The organism is Escherichia sp. MOD1-EC5950 (assembly GCF_002965345.1).
Taxonomy (GTDB): Bacteria; Pseudomonadota; Gammaproteobacteria; order Enterobacterales; family Enterobacteriaceae; genus Escherichia; species Escherichia marmotae.
The window spans coordinates 1-17,018 of the sequence record NZ_PTSR01000015.1; the positions used below are offsets into that span (position 1 = coordinate 1).

Here is a 17,018-nt window from a genome sequence, read left to right on the forward strand (position 1 = left end):
TCAGACGGTGATCAATCGTATGCGCTGCCAGTGGCTCGCCTGAAAAATGCGTCAATATGAGTTCGCCGGAACGATACTGTTGAGCAGTAATATCACGTGATAATGTTTCCTGCCTTTTTCCTTGCCAAACTCCCGACACCAGAAATAATGCAGAGTGGTTGCACGCACACGCTTGTTGGCTCGTCGTTTTTTCCGCTGGTAAGCCTGAATTTTTGCTTTCAGGGATTCGAAAAAACGAGAAATCACCGCTGAATCTAAATCGGTATCCATGATGGTGGCAGGCATATACTCAGGGAAACGTAAATCCACCCGGATTAACGAGACGGCACGGTGTTGCGCCAGGGCACTGTTGAGAATACTTTCAAAACGGGATAACCAGTAAGCATTGTGTATTGGTTGATTCATGATGAGAGATCTCCGTTGATTTGGATTGACTTCACATCATTAATCACTGCGGTAAAACTTTACGGCATCCCGCCATTGAGCAACGCCAATGGCTCCTGATTAAAACAGAATGAATCCCCCACGAAGAAAAGATAAACCTACACGCAGGATAAAACACACAACAACGGCATAAATGGTTTTTAAAAACTACAAAGCCTGAAGGGAAACGGATCAACAGAACGTGCAAACAAAACATCAAAAACGCAATCAGAACGCTTTCTGGCGCTGTAAATCAACAACAACACCAAAACCTACAGCTTAACCACACAACTCAATCACAGAGCCGAATAGCGCACTTAAAACCTGTTTACAGATAACCCTGCCACAAGAACAAAGTTCACCAATATCAGAATCGATTTTCTTATCCTGAAAACGTTACTTTTCAACACACCATAAAAACGATTAACCATCGATAACGTAAATCTCATCTGAATCAAAACACCAGAACCAATCATCACGCTTTTTCTGAAAAGAGCCTTATGATGAAGATAATCACCTTGCACTGAGAAAAAACACCAGGGCCAGTTAATCATCTCATCAATCTCATCGTCACAAAATCATCCATAGAACCATTTAACAAAATCGTCGCAAGCACACCGTAAATCACACCAGGTTATCTCAGTCGGATTTGCGTTTTTACGTAAAGACACTTGTCTCAGGTTAACGACTAAAAACACAAAAACTCAGAAAAGGTTAAACGCAACATCAGTAAAATCGAATAGCAGATTGATTGCTTAAACAGAAAGGTTTTACAGCAGCTTTAAACTGATTTTAGCTAACGTAAAGATTTACTAAACTGGATGTGTTTCAGACAAAGCAATGTGTACAGCAATGCTTAATGAAAACACTTATAGGGCTGTTTATGAAAACACGTGTATGTCTGGTAAAACACTTAGTAGAAAATACGTGTATAACACTTACTGAAATGCTTAGTAAAAATACTTAGTAAAATATGTGTATATAGTATCATACCGACATTCTCAACATCTTCAGACATCCATGCATACTGGGTGTTGATTTTTCACTTTTACAGCCAGCATGGAGTTTTCTTTTCTGAAAACAGAGCAGATTTACTCTGGAATTATTTTTCTGTCCCCCGTATTTCAGGCCCCAGAAAAGACAATCCGAAGCAAACCGTTTGTCAGCTTCCATATCATCTTTCCCCCCCCCGGAAAGTGATCGCGTTTTACAACCAGAATGACAGCCATACTGATTATGTCGTCTCCCGGCCCCCTTCACATATAACATGCATGTCTGTCATTGCTTACTGCTCCACATGACAGGATTTCACATACAGGATGCGCATTCAGTGTTTTTATCGCCACTATAACAGACAGATTACTGTCGCTTTTACTCTTCAGATTGTTAATCTGACCACAAGAACAGTCGAACAGTACAACGACACACCCAAGAAGGATATGAGACGTAGTTGATAGCATGTTTTAATTTATTATGAATAGATTAAGAATAGATCGTGAATAGTTCTTCAGCATCTCACAGGGTGTGTCAAGCTTTGAAGTGATTACTTTTTGAACACAAGTCCGGATGCAATGTTTTTTTTGTTAACTTCCTTGCATATTCGATTTCCATGTGATAGTGAAAATCACCAGAAGAGAATGCGATTGAGGCGTAATCAGATGAAACAATATGAAGATGGTTATAACGTGAATGGATATAGCAGGATAAATGAAACAATTGGGTATTTGTTGCATGATAAACAACTGACAGATAATCACATACCTGAATGGGTTAAAAAAAATGAAATTGCAGCATTCTGGTTCTGGTTAGTTATAATTAACACAGATCCCAAACTCCTTGGGGTTCGTAATGAATTAGGGTTCAATACAGCCATGATGGGGCTGATTCCTGCGGGGAGTATACCCATAACAACAATTCCTTCAGATCATGAAATGAGGCTGGATGTTATAAGCAAATGGATTAATGCATTAATCCGTGATAATCAATCAGACTGGTTTATCGCCAAAATGCATCAAAACTGGCTGGAGATCGAGAAGAGAAACGAAGCCAAATGGCTTAAAAAGAATACAGAACAACTCGAATGGGCATGGGAATATATCAATGCACGCATCCCGCACACGTATCTTTCCTGGTTTTATCCTGTAAGTGATAACGAAAGATACATTGCTATCGTAGTTTTACTAAAAATTTTATTCCCCGCAGATACACCATACTCACAGTTGCCAAAAGTACTTCACTATGGGGTTGCCGCAAAAGAAAAATTTTTCGACAAGATGCACAATGCATTCCGAAAACAGTTTACCGACGGAAAAAAAGATAAGCGGGTACAAATCAACGTTAAAATATCATCAGATGCAAAACGTACTCTGGACAGACTGACCAGAGAACTGAAAACAACACAACAGGCTGTCCTGGAACATCTGATTCAGAACCACAGACTGGTGATTCAGAACCACAGCCTGGATTAACTTTCACCACTTCTGCTCCTGGCGATTTTCTTCTTTTGGTAGTGTCTCCTGGCTGCGGATATCAGGTACTTTTCCGTCATTTTGTTGCAGAACTCTTCAATGTAGTTAATCAGCTTCTGGTGTGCTTTCACCTTTTCTTCCCCGGGGGACGCTTTCAGATAAATGTCCTCCTTTTCCACAAGTGCATTGACAAACTCCTCTAAACATCCCTGGTTATAAAGCGACGTGAAAAACAACACATTCCCCAGTCTCTCCAGTAACTGCGATTTAACCCTGTATTGTTGTTTGCTGAGGATTGATTGTTTTATAAAGCTTAGTCTTGTTAAAAGTTGTTCAAATCCCGGTTCCAGTTTAAAAACAGATTTTAATACCAGAGACTGATACTCCTGATAAAACAGTTCAAACGTCGGGGATGCAGACTGACGAACAGATTTGGCTACAGCCCATGGACTAAATCCCATGATTGAGATTTCCTTCGCTCCCTCCAGCGCACTCAGAGATAGTCCAGCAATCCATGCGTCCAGCTTAGCCGAATCAATATCCCTGCTCAAAACCTCATACAAACTGCCCGTGAACGGTTGAATCGGTTTTTTTATTGTTTTACCTTCTGATTGTCTGAATCCATCCACTTTTCTCCGGATATTACGTGGGATCAGCATAAAAGGCGGGATATTGAGAGATAAATGTTTACCCGTCATACGATACCAGTGGCCCACCTCAACCTTAATCCGTGTGTCTTCCCTTAACTCAAGTGCAATCATGTTAAGCAGATACAGATAACGCACCGTATAACGATTAAAATGTTTCTCCGGATCAAACGATTCTGACCGTTCTCCTCTGTACACGAGTCCGCTGCGCTTCAGTATTCGCTGAGTATCTTTCCAGGCCGGACTTTTACAAATACTCATTCTGCGTAGCGTATTAATCGACGGTGATGCCATCACCCCTCCCACACTTTGTCACTCCAGATTTTTTCACGCCCATATTACCTGAATGATAAGCCGGATTAGTGTGATCCGGTTCAGTGAAATCAACAGGATACCGGTATGTCATTCAGCCATTCTTCCCTCTCCACACAAGTAAAATCATATCTGACGTTTCTTCCTGAAGAAATTCGCCAGAAAATCCTTGAACATCTCCACGGTGTTATTCATTACGAGCCCGTGATTGGCATTATGGGTAAATCCGGCACCGGCAAAAGCAGCCTGTGTAATGCCATTTTTCAGTCCCGTATCTGCGCCACGCATCCCCTGAACGGCTGCACCCGCCAGGCTCATCACCTCACCCTGCAGATCGGTGAACGCAGAATGACGCTGGTCGATCTGCCCGGCATTGGTGAGACACCGCAGCATGATCAGGAATACCGGGCACTTTATCATCAGTTGCTACCGGAACTGGATCTGATTATCTGGATCCTGCGGGCTGATGAACGTGCGTATGCTGCCGATATTGCCATGCATCAGTTTTTACTGAATGAAGGCGCAGATCCCTCGCGTTTTCTGTTTGTTCTCAGCCATGCCGATCGCGTATTTCCTGCTGAAGAATGGAACGACACAGAAAAATGCCCGTCCCGTCAGCAGGAACTCTCACTGGCAACAGTCACAGCCCGGGTGGCAACCCTGTTCCCTTCATCATTTCCGGTACTCTCCGTTGCCGCCCCTGTCGGCTGGAATCTTCCGGCGTTTGTGTCGCTGATGATCCACGCATTGCCACCACAGGCAACCAGCGCGGTTTATTCACATATCCGGGGGGAAAACCGCTCTGAACAGGCCCAGAAACACGCACAACAAACTTTTGGTGACGCCATAGGGAAAAGCTTTGACGCTGCCGTTGCCCGATTCAGCTTTCCGGCCTGGATGTTACATCTTCTGCGTAAGGCCCGGGACCGCATTATCCACCTGCTGATCACACTGTGGGATCGTCTGTTCTGACACACTCACGCCGACAGGATGTGTCGCTGGATTAACAAGCATTCTTCTTTTTATGAAACCCTGCTTAAAAATCAGATAATTAAAGGAATATTTTTTCTGCTGCATTTTATTCCTGATTATTCGGATGCGACACATCCTTTCAACATCATGATGCATAATAACATTATGAAATAAAAGATGTTTTCTTACGGAGTGCACATCTATGTCTGATAATCGTTCCCGGCATGATCGCCTGGCGGTTCGCTTATCACTCATTATCAGCCGACTGATGGCCGGAGAATCTCTGTCACTAAAAACACTGTCAGATGAATTTGGTGTTACAGAACGTACCTTACAGCGCGATTTTCATCAGCGTCTGGTTCACCTGGACTTAGAGTACAGAAATGGCCGGTACAGTCTCAGACGGCAGAGCAACCCGGGCGCAATCCCTGAAATGCTTTCATTTATACAGAATACGGGGATCGCACGGATACTTCCGCTCCGGAACGGACGGCTGATAACCTGTCTTACCGACAACCAGGAGCCCTCTCCCTGCCTTATCTGGCTACCGGCGCCGGATATCACTGCAACACTCCCCGAGTGTTTCTCGCAACTCATCCTGGCAATAAGACAGTGCATCCACATCTCGCTGGTGACTGAGCAATGGCATCCGTCACTGGAACCCTGCCGGCTCATTTATTACAGCGGAAGCTGGTATCTGATCGCGTTACAGAAGGGAAAACTGCGGGTCTTTCCCCTGGCAGACATCAAATCGGTCAGCCTGACATCAGAACGGTTTGAACGGAGAGACCACATCCACAGTCTGGTCTCTGAAGAGCGTTTTATCTCCGCTCTGCCACATTTCCCTTTCATCCATAAACTTATCAACACCTTTAACCTGTGATCGCCGGCCTGCCAAAGCCGTTCCGACAGGTATGGAGACAATATGCTGAACAAAAAACTGAACATGCGGGTATTACGTCATTCCCTGATGATAGCTTCGGCAATATCCGTTCTTACCGGTTGCGACTATTTTACCGACAACTGGGAAATCAGAAACGGCGCATGCCAGGCCATCAGTAGTGAAGGAAATGAAACTGCCCTCATTTCTGATGAAGGTATGGTTTTTATGAGCATGGACAAGGGATGTCCGGATAATCTCGATTTTCTGGGAACCCGCTTTATCACTACCAGAATCAACGACCAGACCTGGAAATCTCTCATGGTATGTAACAGCGCCACGGGATTTCGCAGAATGGTGACGCTGGGGGATACCCCCCGTGCAGCACCGGATATGGCAGCCCGTGCCATACCGGCTTTCACACACTTCATGGGAGCAACCGTTACCATTGAAGGGAAAACTGCCACCTTCCGTAAAGGTAACTTCACCGAAACCTGTAAGACATTTATTCCGAAATCACTCAGCCACACGGATACCCGGAAGAACAAAAAGATGACACTGGACGAGTTTCTGTATTCCGGAGACAGGCAACCGCACTCCCCTGAAACAGAAATCACCAGTCTGCAGGAACGGATGATGACAGAATCCGGGTATGAAAAAGTGAATGGAGAATGGCGTAAGAAATCACGGATGCCTACAGGCGGCTACACCAACGAACAGGCAGGCTATTCATCAACGACAAAGCGTTTTAATGACGCCGATAACAATCCACCGGATACACGTATTCAGACGCCGGCTTACGATGCCACCGTCACTTCTCTCGGGAAAACCGATACCGGGTCCGGGGAGCAAAATCCCCCTGAACCGGAAAAAGCCAGGCCAGCAGCACCTGATTCGCAATCTGCGATCCCGGCGACAGCACTGGCAGACTGTACGCTCACAAACGGTAAGGCTCTGTCTGCTCTTGCACAGGATGGTTTTCCCTACACCTACCACCTTCTCAAAAAAGACGGCACGCTGGAGCTGGAATTAAAAGAAGGCATGTTTGGCGTCAGTGCCTTTCATTACTGGCGCGATCTTAACCGGGGTAAAGGAAAACTGAAATATCTGCGTTTTCATAAAGGTTCATACGACTATGTGGTTGTGCAGCGCTACGACGGAGAAACACCGGCATTTGATGGCATTCTCGTGTTTAACCAAGGAACCCGGATTGCCACCCTGAACTGCAGAAATACTTTCTCTGAATTGTTCGCCATTGAGCAGTTCCCTGACAACAGCCACAAAGACAACGAGGATATGGCTGATTTTATTGAAGGTTACACTGTGAGAGGAGAAGCAGTCCGCTAAAAACAACACAATATTTTATTTCTGAAAATTCCACACACGTAATTAATGATAAGGAAACCGTGATGAATGATTCCACTATTTCATCGTTAAAAGAAAAACTGAATACATCCACATGGCATCTGGTATTACTGGGAGCCGCCACATATGGTGTTTATCCACTGATGTGGCTGTATAAATATCAGGACACCATCATGGATGAAACCCGTCAGCGATTCTCCTCTTCTGCAATGATTATCTGGATGGCAGTATGCCTGGGAATATCCGCCATGCTGAAAATGGCTTTTCCGGTTCAGATCGACGAATACGGTGACGTCTATGGTTACAGCCGCGCTGCTGAAACCATGTACGGTATTGCCACGCTGGTCTCGCTGGTCTGGATTATCCTCACCATCATCTGGGCTTTCAGAGCCAGAGCGGCTCTGCAACAATATGCACTGACACAGTTCCGCTTTGAATTAAAAATGAACCCGGTATGGACATTTTTATTTCACATTTTCTACATCAATTATTGTATTAATGCCATGCCGGAATCGCTGGCAAAACACCGGATAATTTATGGTGAACCAGACTCCCGCCCCCGGGATAACTCACCTCAGTAATATATCCTTTGCATTTATTTCATTACTGGCGCCACCGACTGGTGGCGTTTTTCTCTGATTTCTTCGGCAGAGCATAGTCCTGTTTACTATCCGAAGGCCCTTTCTCTCGAGAGCAGGCGGTTGCCGTCACAACAGCTTATCGCAATGCTGAATGTCAGCTACGCTGGTGCTGCCGGAACTCTGAACCCAGTGCCGGAAAACAGCTTAATGCGAGGCTCGCCAGTGAAGGGCTTCTCAGACAATAAACCTCATTAATTTCGTCCATCAGGCCGCGTCTTCTCCGGGAGACGCGGCTTTTTCATTTATACCGCTTAATCATTCATAAGGAGCCAATTATGCGATTAGCCAGCCGTTTTGGTTATGCGAACCAGATGCGCCGTGACCGCCCCTTAACTCGCGAAGAACTGATGCAGGTCGTCCCCAGCGTATTCGGGGAAAATAAGCACACATCCAGAAGCGAGAACTATACCTGGATCCCCACAATCACAGTGCTGGAAAGCCTGCAGCAGGAAGGTTTTCAGCCCTTCTTTGCCTGCCAGACCCGCGTACGTGACCCGGGCCGCCGTGGGTATACCAAACACATGCTGCGTCTGCGCCGTGACGGGGAGATAAACGGGCAACATGTCCCTGAAATCATCCTGCTGAACTCCCATGACGGTACCTCCAGCTACCAGATGTTGCCGGGTTACTTCAGGTTCGTCTGCCAGAACGGATGCGTCTGTGGCCAGTCTCTGGGGGAAGTGCGTGTTCCACACCGGGGAAATGTAGTGGAGAAAGTTATCAAAGGGGCTTACGAGGTGGTGGGCGTGTTTGACCGGATAGAGGAGAAGCGTGATGCCATGCAGTCGCTGGTCCTGCCGCCACCGGCACGCCAGGCGCTGGCACAGGCGGCACTGACTTACCGTTATGGTGACGAACATCAGCCCGTCACCACCGCTGACATTCTGACGCCACGACGCCGGGAGGATTACGGTAAGGACCTGTGGAGTGCTTATCAGACCATCCAGGAGAATATGCTGAAAGGCGGGATTTCCGGTCGCAGTGCCAGAGGAAAACGTATCCACACCCGTGCCATTCACAGCATCGACACCGATATTAAGCTCAACCGCGCATTGTGGGTGAGGCGTTTCACAAAAAACGCGAAAGCATCTCACAAAAAGCGCGAAAAAAAAAAACAAAACACCACCAACACCACCGAATAAAAAATCGGACACATTGAATTAATATGCTGCTATTTTGTGATATACAGCATATATTTAACTTTGTTCTACACTGGTACCCCCTGCCTGAGCACTAAGTCTGACGCCGGGTTGATCCACTCTGACGCTTTTCACGCGTGCATCACCTTCCACCACCACACGGATTTCTCCCTGCAATTGCTGTGGTACGAATGGCGCGTTCTGTGTGGATTGCAGGACATCCCGCGGGTGGATTTTTCTGCAAAGTCTTTCAGTTCATAGGCACCTTCCTTCCCCAGCAGGTTCAGGGTGTCCATTGCTTTCAGTGAGTCGTCTTCATTCTTAATGCCGAACTTCGTAAACAGGGAAAACAGCGAGCCGATGAACTCACCTTCACTTCCTGACGCTGCGATGGAGGCCGCCATCACATCCTTGTTTTTGATGCCAAACTCAATCTCGCCTGTCACCGTGCCGACTTTTTCCACTGCGCTTATCAGTTCACTGTCATCAACCTTAAATTTGATGGCGGTGTCCTGAATACCATTCAGCATCTGCGCCATTTCGTCGCGCGTCTTTTCTGCGGCAATACCAATACGGGTCATCCGGCGATCCACCTGCGCAAACTCACGCATCATGGCGCTACCTGCAAAACCTGCAATCATCGCTGTGTAGCGATTACCCAGCATATCAAGACCACGCGTGGCGGATTCAGTTGTGGCCTTGACCAGTCGCATTGCCTTCTGATGGTTACGGGCGAACTGCGACATATTTGCGCCGTACTATCGTGCTTTAGCGGTCAGATTTCCCGTAAGATTTATCAGTATTTCTGTGCTTAACTTATTACTCATTATATTCCCCATAAAAACAGGAGGGGAAATCCCCTCCGAATTATCAAATAAATGGTGAAACAATAATTTCCACGCGTTTATAATTTGGATTGTCTTCTCCGTTATCCAGATACTGACGTAACAGCAGTTTTTCCGCTGCGGCTCTTAACGATACGGGAACTACAATAACAGTAGGCACGATTCCCAATGGTTCACCGCTACTTCCCTTAACGGATAACATCCCGTCGTACACTTCATTAAATGTGGTTTCATTCAGTGTATCCCATGATGCCGCTGCGCATTGCCACATTGCATATCCAACGTTAAGACGCCCATCAACACCAAACAGAAAACGATTATTCAGAAACACATCAGTAGCGCCGGAATCAGTAACAGAAGTTACAGCCATTGGACGACGAACCTGATAAATAAAAGGTTTCAATCCCTGACTACCATCAAATAAGTACCATAACGGCGTTGCACCTGCGTTTTTTGCTGGATTGCTTCCATAGAGGTTTGAATAAACGCCTTCACCATTAGGATGGTCAGTAGCAAAGAAGTTATGCCCATCAATTCCTTCTGATAAGTGCCCTTTCTTCATAGCTTCAAACAGTAACTTATCAGGGAATGCAGCTGCTTTGCGCCCGTACTGTTCAAAAACCATTGAATACTTACCATAATCATTATCTTCAAAATCCTCACGTTTAATTTGAATGCTGCTTTCAAACGTTTTATTTTTCAGAAAATAATCACGGGTTGACAGTGATTTTAACTGTCGGTCGTTTAACCACTCTTTGATTTCCGGGAAATCTTCGAGGAAGCCATAAGCACTAACTGCCGATGAAGACGTTACTTCTGAAGCAATCGTTGGATGTACAGGATTGTAGGCTTTTTTTCCTGATTCAAACTTGGCATTAAAAGCGATAGTAGCATCAGCAATTACACAATTAATATCTTTCATTTTCTTTTCCTAAAGCCATCAAATAGTCTTCTTCGCTTACACCTGTAATGCGGCAAACAGCCAGTTGTGATTCAGTAAGTGTTCTTGGGGGTTCTTTACCTTTTACGCTTACAGACCTGGCAAAGTGTAAAAAATTACTCGTCGATTTTTCCTGTATATCAGCAAACTCCCTGAATGCATTTTCTCCAACACTTGAACACATGGACAGAAGAATATTCCGTTGAGCCGGACAGAAAACGGCTTTTTCGATATATTCATTTACAATCTGAATATGTTGTTCAGCCTGTCTTTTATTTAACGCTGTCAGAACTTCTTCAAGTGAATTAATCTCCTCCATGTTAAGTGCCAGTGCGATTTTGCTAATCGTTTGCTGAGTATTTAGTGCCGTTAGTTTTAGATTTGGTTTATTCGTTAACGCCACGCTAACGAGTTCCAGTATTTCACCATCCTGAGAATGACGGAAAGCCGGTGAAAGGTATCTGTATTCACGGGATGTGATGAAATCTATTGCTCGTGGGGTCCATTCAACTTTTCCCCATACAGAACCATCATTACGAACAGCAACGTCATTAATCCATCCGGCGGCAGGAGCCTCGCCACCTTTTGGAGCAACAACTTCTGTAGAGTGTTCATAATCAACAACCAGTGACATTCCCCGACCAGAAAACGCCTGTTTAATGCTCTGTGGATCTTTGAGCGTCCAGTGTCTTCCGTCACGCCCTTTAATTTCTGGCCCAGCTGGTAGCAACTCAACCCATTCAGGAGGAGTCTTATCACCCGACAAATCAGTACATAAAGCAATTACGTTCATTAGTTCCTCTGTTATTGAGTTAACCCCCTTCAAAACCCCTTCAAAAACGCCGTAGCGCCTTCAAAGATATGAAGGTAAGGTGTTTGCCCATCATGAGCCAAAACACAGCCGTAATGCGTTTGAGGCAATTCCCATTTGTTAGGTGCGAAATACCCCTGATTCTATATTCATGCATTAAGTGTTTTGCTGTCAGCATCATTAGCAAATGTTCATTACTTATCATTAACGTTAATTTAAGTCATAATCGCCAATGAGCGCCCTTACATGTTTTATTGTTGTGTATATCGATTTACCAGACTCCCCATACTTAATAGCCAATTCAGCAGGAGACATAACATAACTATCTGCATACATATCTGCTTTTTTTATTATTCTACTCAGTGAGTCGGCCTTAGGTAAATAAAACTGGATTCCGCCTACAACTTCCAGAAATGCTTTTGTTGCAATAAATGTTTTTGTCGTGCCATTTACTTCTTCTTGTGGGTCTACTCCAGTTTTTTTTAATGCCGCCTCAATAGCTCCCATAATCATGGTTACACTTTCTGGAAGAATCTTTGTTTCTTTTCTCAATAAAGCGATAATAGCAGTTTTTCGGATATGCTTAACCGGGCCACTACTAAAAAAATCCGGTTCAAACTTCATTGCATCAAGATAGAACGTCTGTTTCCCGCAAACAGACATAAATTCATTAAAGAGAGCGGTGCCTGCGACATTACAAAAAACATCAATTTCACACTCGCCTCTCTGTTCATGTTTTACTGCGTAGAACTGTTTTTCAATCAATTTCACATGCTCACTGACTTCATTATAATTACATGCATATCCCATTTTACCGATATAAGACATAACATCACAAATATCACGAGCAAAGCATGAAGAAACAATGAATCTATTTATCGCTGTAATATCATTGTGTGGCGGCGTTAACATGAGATTTTTAAAGGTTTGTTTAGCCATTATCTTCTCGCTTAAGCTTTTGCATATACCTGTGTACATTTGAGCGCGATGCGCGGTAGCCAATGCTTGCAGCAAACTTAACGTTATCCGCAATGTTACGATAACGATTATTGCGGATATGGGAATCAAAAATAAGTTTATCCCCGATTGTGATAAAACATAATTTTTTCAAAAAAGAACCATCTCCGTTTGCTCTGGATGCTGTGAGATTACACGGGATTTTTGGGGAAGATAGATTTACCGTTTTCCATGAAGTATGCACGGATATATGCAGCAAGTGGCAGACAATAAAAAAGCCGCACTGGGCGGCTTTGGGATAGTTAATTTTTTTCGAGAAGCTCTAACACTTGTTCAAGTCTGGTCCCTAATCTGTCTATCTTTGATTCAAGTTTATCAAGTCTCCTGTGTAGTTCGGCATGCTTATAACGGCGAGACACTTCTCCATGTTTTCTGGCTACCGAAACAGCATCGATTAAACTAATCGCATATCTGTTCAATCCGGTTTTGGATATGACCAGTTCTGAACACCCTGCTATTACTATATCCTGATTTATGATATTTAAAATTTCAGCCTGAGAATACTTACGCGAGATAAGCATTTTATCAAGTTTCCTTTTTATCTTTTCAGGCAGCAACTCAATTTTTGAAAGTCTGCCGCGTTTGTTCTTCTGTAAGTTTTCCATTTGCCGCCTCTGCGATTACGCCTCTACTTTCAATAAAACGCTCCGTCAGGGAAATAACTTTCGTTAAGTCATTGCATGCATCATGTAGTATTGGATGTATTGAATCAAGAGACATACTAAACAGGCCAATTTTTGAGTCAATGCCACGAATATAAAGCAACAAAGAGGATAGAAAGGTTTCATATCCGCCATTACCATCTAGGCATCCATTGATCCCGGTAACGCCATCATTAATATAGTCACGCGCCTGTTTTGATAAAGCAGCAACAATATCTTTAAACAGATTTACAGCAATATCTTCTCTCGATTTCGCAACTTTTTTATTATTCCGCACCGGAAACTTGACAACATTATTCATGTTTACCCCCTTTAGAAGGGATGCAGGCAGCAAACACCAACACAAAATCACGTGCCAGCATACGACGGGCAGTTGCTTCATCAGGTGCGTTAATAGATTCGCGGTGTGGGCGGTCGTTCAGATCGGAACGGCGAACAGCCAGAAAATGAAAGGTAAATTCAGAGCGTAAAGTGGTTGGGGTCGTAGCCATTTGGCAGCCTCCTCGTGCAAATTTAAGGAGTCACCGCCTGAGTTCCTACACTCATAAGGGGCGGTGACGCTGGCGGGGGTAGGAATACCGGCGCACAAGGAAACCGGCCAGCCTTTCGGCTGCCCCACCAGCGCCACCATAGATACGGTGAACCATAAGCCACTGAATGCAGATGCGCTGATATTACGACAATAAAAAAGACGCTTGGCGCGTCTTGTGTCGCCATGTGCTTACACGGGTTCCTACGCCCGACACTCGACTTTATCGAGTGCTTTTATAAGTTATCAACAATAAAATTGGTTGGCAAGTGTTTATGCACGTCCGACACATATTGCATAGATATGCAATGCGCTACTTTACATCTATGCATCATACAATATTCACTAACATAATGATTTTAAATAAAAACATTTAAATTCATGATGTATCAACAACGTTTATAGTAAATTCTGTTATCAGACACCTATACCCCACCTTAAACCAGCTTCAAATGCAGTATTGAAGCGGTTTTGAACATATTTTAAGACTTTATATAATCAACCATCTTTTCGCCTCTTTAGTGAAACAAGCACGTAATCATTTCATTTTTTCGTGTTTCACAAAAATGAAGGGATAAGTTTACCAACACATATCTTTGCGCTAACAAACTGCTGATACAAAAGATTTTTCACTCCAATCTATTCCCGACTTTATCAGCCTAATCCCGTATTATTCTTTTCGTATTTATCATGAACCATCACAGTGGGTGATGGCGGAAACGCTGCTGGAGAGCCTGCGCTGATGCAGCCTGTCCCTGAAGGCGCTGCCGGGATGTCGTTCCATTTCTGATGATGACCTGTGCGCCTGGTATACCCGTCTGCTTTACCGTCCCGGAGAAATCAGTCTGTGCAGACTGAGTACAGGCAATGGCATCAGGCCATCCGTCTGTGACCGGAACGGTTACGCGTACGGCTGTCCGGAATTTCAGCCGAATATCATTCATCCCTGATATTACCGGGTCTCACGGTCAGTGATGAACGTGATGTTATCAGCCACCCGACCTTTACTTCCTCGCATTTATTCACACTACAAGGATTTCACATATGAAAACATTGTCTCAGAACACCACCTCTTCGGTCTCAGCACCGGAGACTGACCTGCAACAACTGGTTGCCAGCCTCGTCCCTGATGAACAACGTATCAGTTTCTGGCCGCAGCACTTTGGCCTCATTCCACAGTGGGTGACCCTGGAGCCCCGTATCTTCGGCTGGATGGACCGTCTTTGCGAAGACTACTGCGGTGGTATCTGGAATCTGTACACCCTGAACAACGGTGGCGCATTTATGGCCCCCGAACCGGATGACGATGATGACGAAACATGGGTACTGTTCAATGCCATGAACGGTAACCGCGCTGAAATGAGTCCGGAAGCTGCCGGCATTGCCGCCTGTCTGATGGCGTACAGTCATCACGCCTGTCGTACAGAGAATTATGCCATGACGGTCCACTATTACCGGCTGCGGGATTACGCCCTGCAGCATCCGGAATGCAGCGCCATTATGCGCATCATCGACTGAATGGAGGCAGGGACAATGCAGCAGCTTTCCTTTCTGCCCGGAGAGATGACGCCCGGCGAGCGCAGTCTCATTCTGCGGGCCCTGAAAACCCTGGACCGCCATCTTCATGAACCCGGCGTGGCCTTCACCTCCACCCGTGCGGCACGGGAATGGCTGATTCTGAACATGGCGGGACTGGAGCGTGAAGAATTCCGGGGGCTGTATCTGAATAACCAGAATCAGCTGATTGCCGGTGAAACCCTCTTCACCGGCACCATCAACCGCACGGAAGTCCATCCCCGGGAAGTGATTAAACGCGCCCTGTACCACAATGCCGCTGCCGTGGTGCTGGTGCACAATCACCCGTCCGGTGAAGTCACACCCAGCAAGGCAGACCGCCTTATCACGGAACGTCTGGTACAGGCACTGGGCCTGGTGGATATCCGGGTGCCGGACCATCTGATAGTCGGTGGCAGCCAGGTTTTCTCCTTTGCCGAACACGGTCTGCTTTAACCCGTCACCGTCACAACTACATCACACTTGTTTTCACTTTTATCTTCTGTCTTCAGAGGTATCCCATCATGAAAATTATCACCCGTGGTGAAGCCATGCGTATTCACCAACAGCATCCTGCATCCCGTCTTTTTCCGTTCTGTACCGGTAAGTACCGCTGGCACGGCAGCGCTGAAGCGCATACCGGTCGTGAAGTGCAGGATATTCCCGGTGTGCTGGCCGTGTTTGCAGAACGCCGTAAGGACAGTTTTGGCCCGTATGTCCGGTTGATGAGCGTCACTCTGAACTGAGTCAGAAAGGGGATTCTGATGAGCAGCATTATCACCACCACAGTGTATACGCTGGATGAACTTTCCTGCCCTTCTGCACGGGAAAAAGCCCGCGACTGGTACCGTGTGCACCATTCTGACAGCAACTGGTATGAAAACGTGTATGAGGACTTCAGGGAGGTCTGTGGCATTTTCGGAATTGACCTCCGCCAGCGCGTTTTCCGGCTCAGCAACGGCAGGTTTATGGAAGAGCCGTGCATCTGGTTCAGCGGATTCTGCAGCCAGGGGGACGGAGCCTGTTTTGAAGGGCGCTGGCACTGGCAGCCAGCGACACCCCGGAAAATCAGGGAATATGCCCCTCAGGACCGTGAGCTTCATCGTATCGCGGATGCCCTGCAGGCGGTACAGAAGCGTAACTTCTGGCAGTTACAGGCTGAAATCAGTCACCGGGGACGTTACTGCCATCCGTACAGCATGGATATCACCGTCACCCGGAACAGTCCGACTGGTCAGGCTATGACAGCCGATGCGGAAGCCGCTGTCAGCGAAGCCCTGCGCGACCTGGCCTTCTGGTTGTACCGTCAGCTGGAAAACGAGTACAACAGGCTGACCTCTGATGCCGCTGTTGATGAGGCCCTTCTCATCAACGAATACACCTTCACCGAAGCCGGTCTGCGCGCCGGCTGACCTGAGGACTTTATCGTGTCAGACAAACTCCATGAGACAAATTATCCCGACGACCATAACGACCGCATCTGGTGGGGACTCCCCTGCTCCGTGACGCCCTGTTTCGGGGCACGTCTGGTGCAGGAGGGTAACCGGTTGCATTACCTTACAGACCGTGCCGGTATCAGAGGCCGGTTCAGCGACGCGGATGCGTACCATCTGGACCAGGCTTTTCCGCTGCTGATGAAACAACTGGAACTCATGCTCACCAGCGGTGAACTGAATCCCCGCCATCAGCATACCGTCACGCTGTATGCAAAAGGGCTGACCTGCGAAGCCGACACCCTCGGCAGTTGTGGCTACGTTTATATGGCTGTTTATCCAACGCCCGAAACGAAAAAGTAAATAATCAGAATAACCTT

The 17,018-nt window shown here is 46.1% G+C and carries 20 protein-coding genes and 3 pseudogenes; 11 read left to right on the forward strand and 12 right to left on the reverse strand.

All coding sequences use genetic code 11. The features are described 5' to 3' along the window. Positions 1-78: 78 nt before the first annotated feature. Positions 79-405: pseudogene (locus BEA93_RS14955) on the reverse strand (inovirus Gp2 family protein); the annotation flags it as partial. Positions 406-2,081: 1,676 nt separating this feature from the next. On the opposite strand from BEA93_RS14955, the gene BEA93_RS14965 reads away from it, so the two are divergent. After that, complete coding sequence (locus BEA93_RS14965) at positions 2,082-2,891, forward strand: hypothetical protein (RefSeq protein WP_105224696.1); 810 nt, start codon at positions 2,082-2,084, stop codon at positions 2,889-2,891. Here BEA93_RS14965 and BEA93_RS14970 read toward each other — a convergent pair. After that, on the reverse strand, positions 2,888-3,832 hold the full coding sequence (locus BEA93_RS14970; protein ID WP_105224697.1) for a hypothetical protein: 945 nt from the start codon (positions 3,830-3,832) through the stop codon (positions 2,888-2,890). The two genes, BEA93_RS14965 and BEA93_RS14970, sit on opposite strands and share 4 nt — an antisense overlap. A gap of 105 nt (positions 3,833-3,937) precedes the next feature. On the opposite strand from BEA93_RS14970, the gene BEA93_RS14975 reads away from it, so the two are divergent. The 4 genes from BEA93_RS14975 (at position 3,938) to BEA93_RS14995 (ending at position 7,648) form a co-directional block, all read left to right on the forward strand. Continuing rightward, positions 3,938-4,822 (forward strand): GTPase family protein, encoded by an 885-nt coding sequence (locus BEA93_RS14975; protein ID WP_105224698.1) that lies wholly within the window; start codon positions 3,938-3,940, stop codon positions 4,820-4,822. Between the two features lie 202 nt (positions 4,823-5,024). Further along, on the forward strand, positions 5,025-5,705 hold the full coding sequence (locus BEA93_RS14980) for a helix-turn-helix transcriptional regulator (RefSeq protein WP_105224699.1): 681 nt from the start codon (positions 5,025-5,027) through the stop codon (positions 5,703-5,705). Positions 5,706-5,747: 42 nt separating this feature from the next. Further along, positions 5,748-7,049 (forward strand): hypothetical protein, encoded by a 1,302-nt coding sequence (locus BEA93_RS14990; protein ID WP_157942460.1) that lies wholly within the window; start codon positions 5,748-5,750, stop codon positions 7,047-7,049. A 62-nt stretch (positions 7,050-7,111) separates the two neighbouring features. Then, positions 7,112-7,648, forward strand: coding sequence for a DUF4234 domain-containing protein (locus BEA93_RS14995; protein WP_105224701.1), 537 nt, complete (start codon positions 7,112-7,114; stop codon positions 7,646-7,648). Positions 7,649-7,809: 161 nt separating this feature from the next. Here the strand turns inward: BEA93_RS14995 and BEA93_RS25730 are convergent. Continuing rightward, positions 7,810-7,890: pseudogene (locus BEA93_RS25730) on the reverse strand (hypothetical protein); the annotation flags it as partial. A 93-nt stretch (positions 7,891-7,983) separates the two neighbouring features. Here BEA93_RS25730 and BEA93_RS15005 point away from each other — a divergent pair. Next, positions 7,984-8,850 carry a DUF932 domain-containing protein gene (locus BEA93_RS15005; protein ID WP_236942059.1) on the forward strand — a complete coding sequence of 289 codons (867 nt, stop codon included), beginning with the start codon at positions 7,984-7,986 and terminating at the stop codon, positions 8,848-8,850. Positions 8,851-9,062: 212 nt separating this feature from the next. On the opposite strand, the pseudogene BEA93_RS15015 reads toward BEA93_RS15005, so the two are convergent. From BEA93_RS15015 to BEA93_RS25455, 9 genes and pseudogenes are all read right to left on the reverse strand, one after another. Then, a pseudogene (locus tag BEA93_RS15015) lies at positions 9,063-9,674 on the reverse strand (phage tail tape measure protein); the annotation flags it as partial. Positions 9,675-9,717: 43 nt separating this feature from the next. Beyond that, positions 9,718-10,614 (reverse strand): Mu-like prophage major head subunit gpT family protein, encoded by an 897-nt coding sequence (locus BEA93_RS15020; protein WP_105224702.1) that lies wholly within the window; start codon positions 10,612-10,614, stop codon positions 9,718-9,720. After that, positions 10,601-11,425 (reverse strand): phage protease, encoded by an 825-nt coding sequence (locus BEA93_RS15025; RefSeq protein ID WP_105224703.1) that lies wholly within the window; start codon positions 11,423-11,425, stop codon positions 10,601-10,603. Before BEA93_RS15025 ends, BEA93_RS15020 begins: the two co-directional genes overlap by 14 nt. Before the next feature lie 228 nt (positions 11,426-11,653). Continuing rightward, positions 11,654-12,382 (reverse strand): Mor transcription activator family protein, encoded by a 729-nt coding sequence (locus tag BEA93_RS15030; protein WP_105224704.1) that lies wholly within the window; start codon positions 12,380-12,382, stop codon positions 11,654-11,656. Positions 12,383-12,702: 320 nt separating this feature from the next. Next, positions 12,703-13,065 (reverse strand): phage protein Gp27 family protein, encoded by a 363-nt coding sequence (locus BEA93_RS15040; protein ID WP_105224705.1) that lies wholly within the window; start codon positions 13,063-13,065, stop codon positions 12,703-12,705. Then, positions 13,019-13,423, reverse strand: a complete 405-nt coding sequence (locus tag BEA93_RS15045; protein WP_001067132.1) for a hypothetical protein — start codon at positions 13,421-13,423, stop codon at positions 13,019-13,021. Before BEA93_RS15045 ends, BEA93_RS15040 begins: the two co-directional genes overlap by 47 nt. After that, the gene (locus BEA93_RS25055) at positions 13,416-13,613 is read right to left on the reverse strand and encodes a host cell division inhibitor Icd-like protein (RefSeq protein ID WP_001372505.1); all 198 of its coding nucleotides are present in this window, start codon (positions 13,611-13,613) and stop codon (positions 13,416-13,418) included. The genes BEA93_RS15045 and BEA93_RS25055 overlap by 8 nt, the downstream gene beginning before the upstream one ends. Next, a complete protein-coding gene (locus BEA93_RS25060) occupies positions 13,541-13,795 on the reverse strand; it encodes an ash family protein (RefSeq protein ID WP_236942060.1) in 255 nt (84 codons plus the stop codon). Before BEA93_RS25060 ends, BEA93_RS25055 begins: the two co-directional genes overlap by 73 nt. A 554-nt stretch (positions 13,796-14,349) precedes the next feature. Next, positions 14,350-14,595, reverse strand: coding sequence for a hypothetical protein (locus tag BEA93_RS25455; protein WP_157942461.1), 246 nt, complete (start codon positions 14,593-14,595; stop codon positions 14,350-14,352). A 100-nt stretch (positions 14,596-14,695) separates the two neighbouring features. Here BEA93_RS25455 and BEA93_RS15060 point away from each other — a divergent pair, with 100 nt between their 5' ends. The 5 genes from BEA93_RS15060 (at position 14,696) to BEA93_RS15080 (ending at position 17,001) form a co-directional block, all read left to right on the forward strand. Continuing rightward, the gene (locus BEA93_RS15060; RefSeq protein WP_000855078.1) at positions 14,696-15,169 is read left to right on the forward strand and encodes an antirestriction protein; all 474 of its coding nucleotides are present in this window, start codon (positions 14,696-14,698) and stop codon (positions 15,167-15,169) included. A 15-nt stretch (positions 15,170-15,184) separates the two neighbouring features. Then, positions 15,185-15,661, forward strand: coding sequence for a JAB domain-containing protein (locus tag BEA93_RS15065; RefSeq protein ID WP_123057415.1), 477 nt, complete (start codon positions 15,185-15,187; stop codon positions 15,659-15,661). A gap of 68 nt (positions 15,662-15,729) precedes the next feature. After that, positions 15,730-15,951, forward strand: coding sequence for a DUF987 domain-containing protein (locus BEA93_RS15070; protein WP_105224706.1), 222 nt, complete (start codon positions 15,730-15,732; stop codon positions 15,949-15,951). A gap of 18 nt (positions 15,952-15,969) precedes the next feature. After that, positions 15,970-16,617 (forward strand): antitoxin of toxin-antitoxin stability system, encoded by a 648-nt coding sequence (locus BEA93_RS15075; protein WP_105224707.1) that lies wholly within the window; start codon positions 15,970-15,972, stop codon positions 16,615-16,617. Between the two features lie 15 nt (positions 16,618-16,632). After that, positions 16,633-17,001 carry a type IV toxin-antitoxin system YeeU family antitoxin gene (locus BEA93_RS15080; protein WP_105224708.1) on the forward strand — a complete coding sequence of 123 codons (369 nt, stop codon included), beginning with the start codon at positions 16,633-16,635 and terminating at the stop codon, positions 16,999-17,001. Positions 17,002-17,018: the final 17 nt, after the last annotated feature.

What these genes read in the sequence shown, in the direction of transcription:
- BEA93_RS14965 (WP_105224696.1), top strand. Translation starts at nt 2,082, where the DNA reads ATGAAACAATATGAAGATGGTTATAACGTGAATGGATATAGCAGGATA.
- BEA93_RS14970 (WP_105224697.1), bottom strand. Translation starts at nt 3,832, where the DNA reads ATGGCATCACCGTCGATTAATACGCTACGCAGAATGAGTATTTGTAAA.
- BEA93_RS14975 (WP_105224698.1), top strand. Translation starts at nt 3,938, where the DNA reads ATGTCATTCAGCCATTCTTCCCTCTCCACACAAGTAAAATCATATCTG.
- BEA93_RS14980 (WP_105224699.1), top strand. Translation starts at nt 5,025, where the DNA reads ATGTCTGATAATCGTTCCCGGCATGATCGCCTGGCGGTTCGCTTATCA.
- BEA93_RS14990 (WP_157942460.1), top strand. Translation starts at nt 5,748, where the DNA reads ATGCTGAACAAAAAACTGAACATGCGGGTATTACGTCATTCCCTGATG.
- BEA93_RS14995 (WP_105224701.1), top strand. Translation starts at nt 7,112, where the DNA reads ATGAATGATTCCACTATTTCATCGTTAAAAGAAAAACTGAATACATCC.
- BEA93_RS15005 (WP_236942059.1), top strand. Translation starts at nt 7,984, where the DNA reads ATGCGATTAGCCAGCCGTTTTGGTTATGCGAACCAGATGCGCCGTGAC.
- BEA93_RS15020 (WP_105224702.1), bottom strand. Translation starts at nt 10,614, where the DNA reads ATGAAAGATATTAATTGTGTAATTGCTGATGCTACTATCGCTTTTAAT.
- BEA93_RS15025 (WP_105224703.1), bottom strand. Translation starts at nt 11,425, where the DNA reads ATGAACGTAATTGCTTTATGTACTGATTTGTCGGGTGATAAGACTCCT.
- BEA93_RS15030 (WP_105224704.1), bottom strand. Translation starts at nt 12,382, where the DNA reads ATGGCTAAACAAACCTTTAAAAATCTCATGTTAACGCCGCCACACAAT.
- BEA93_RS15040 (WP_105224705.1), bottom strand. Translation starts at nt 13,065, where the DNA reads ATGGAAAACTTACAGAAGAACAAACGCGGCAGACTTTCAAAAATTGAG.
- BEA93_RS15045 (WP_001067132.1), bottom strand. Translation starts at nt 13,423, where the DNA reads ATGAATAATGTTGTCAAGTTTCCGGTGCGGAATAATAAAAAAGTTGCG.
- BEA93_RS25055 (WP_001372505.1), bottom strand. Translation starts at nt 13,613, where the DNA reads ATGGCTACGACCCCAACCACTTTACGCTCTGAATTTACCTTTCATTTT.
- BEA93_RS25455 (WP_157942461.1), bottom strand. Translation starts at nt 14,595, where the DNA reads ATGAATGATATTCGGCTGAAATTCCGGACAGCCGTACGCGTAACCGTT.
- BEA93_RS15060 (WP_000855078.1), top strand. Translation starts at nt 14,696, where the DNA reads ATGAAAACATTGTCTCAGAACACCACCTCTTCGGTCTCAGCACCGGAG.
- BEA93_RS15065 (WP_123057415.1), top strand. Translation starts at nt 15,185, where the DNA reads ATGCAGCAGCTTTCCTTTCTGCCCGGAGAGATGACGCCCGGCGAGCGC.
- BEA93_RS15070 (WP_105224706.1), top strand. Translation starts at nt 15,730, where the DNA reads ATGAAAATTATCACCCGTGGTGAAGCCATGCGTATTCACCAACAGCAT.
- BEA93_RS15075 (WP_105224707.1), top strand. Translation starts at nt 15,970, where the DNA reads ATGAGCAGCATTATCACCACCACAGTGTATACGCTGGATGAACTTTCC.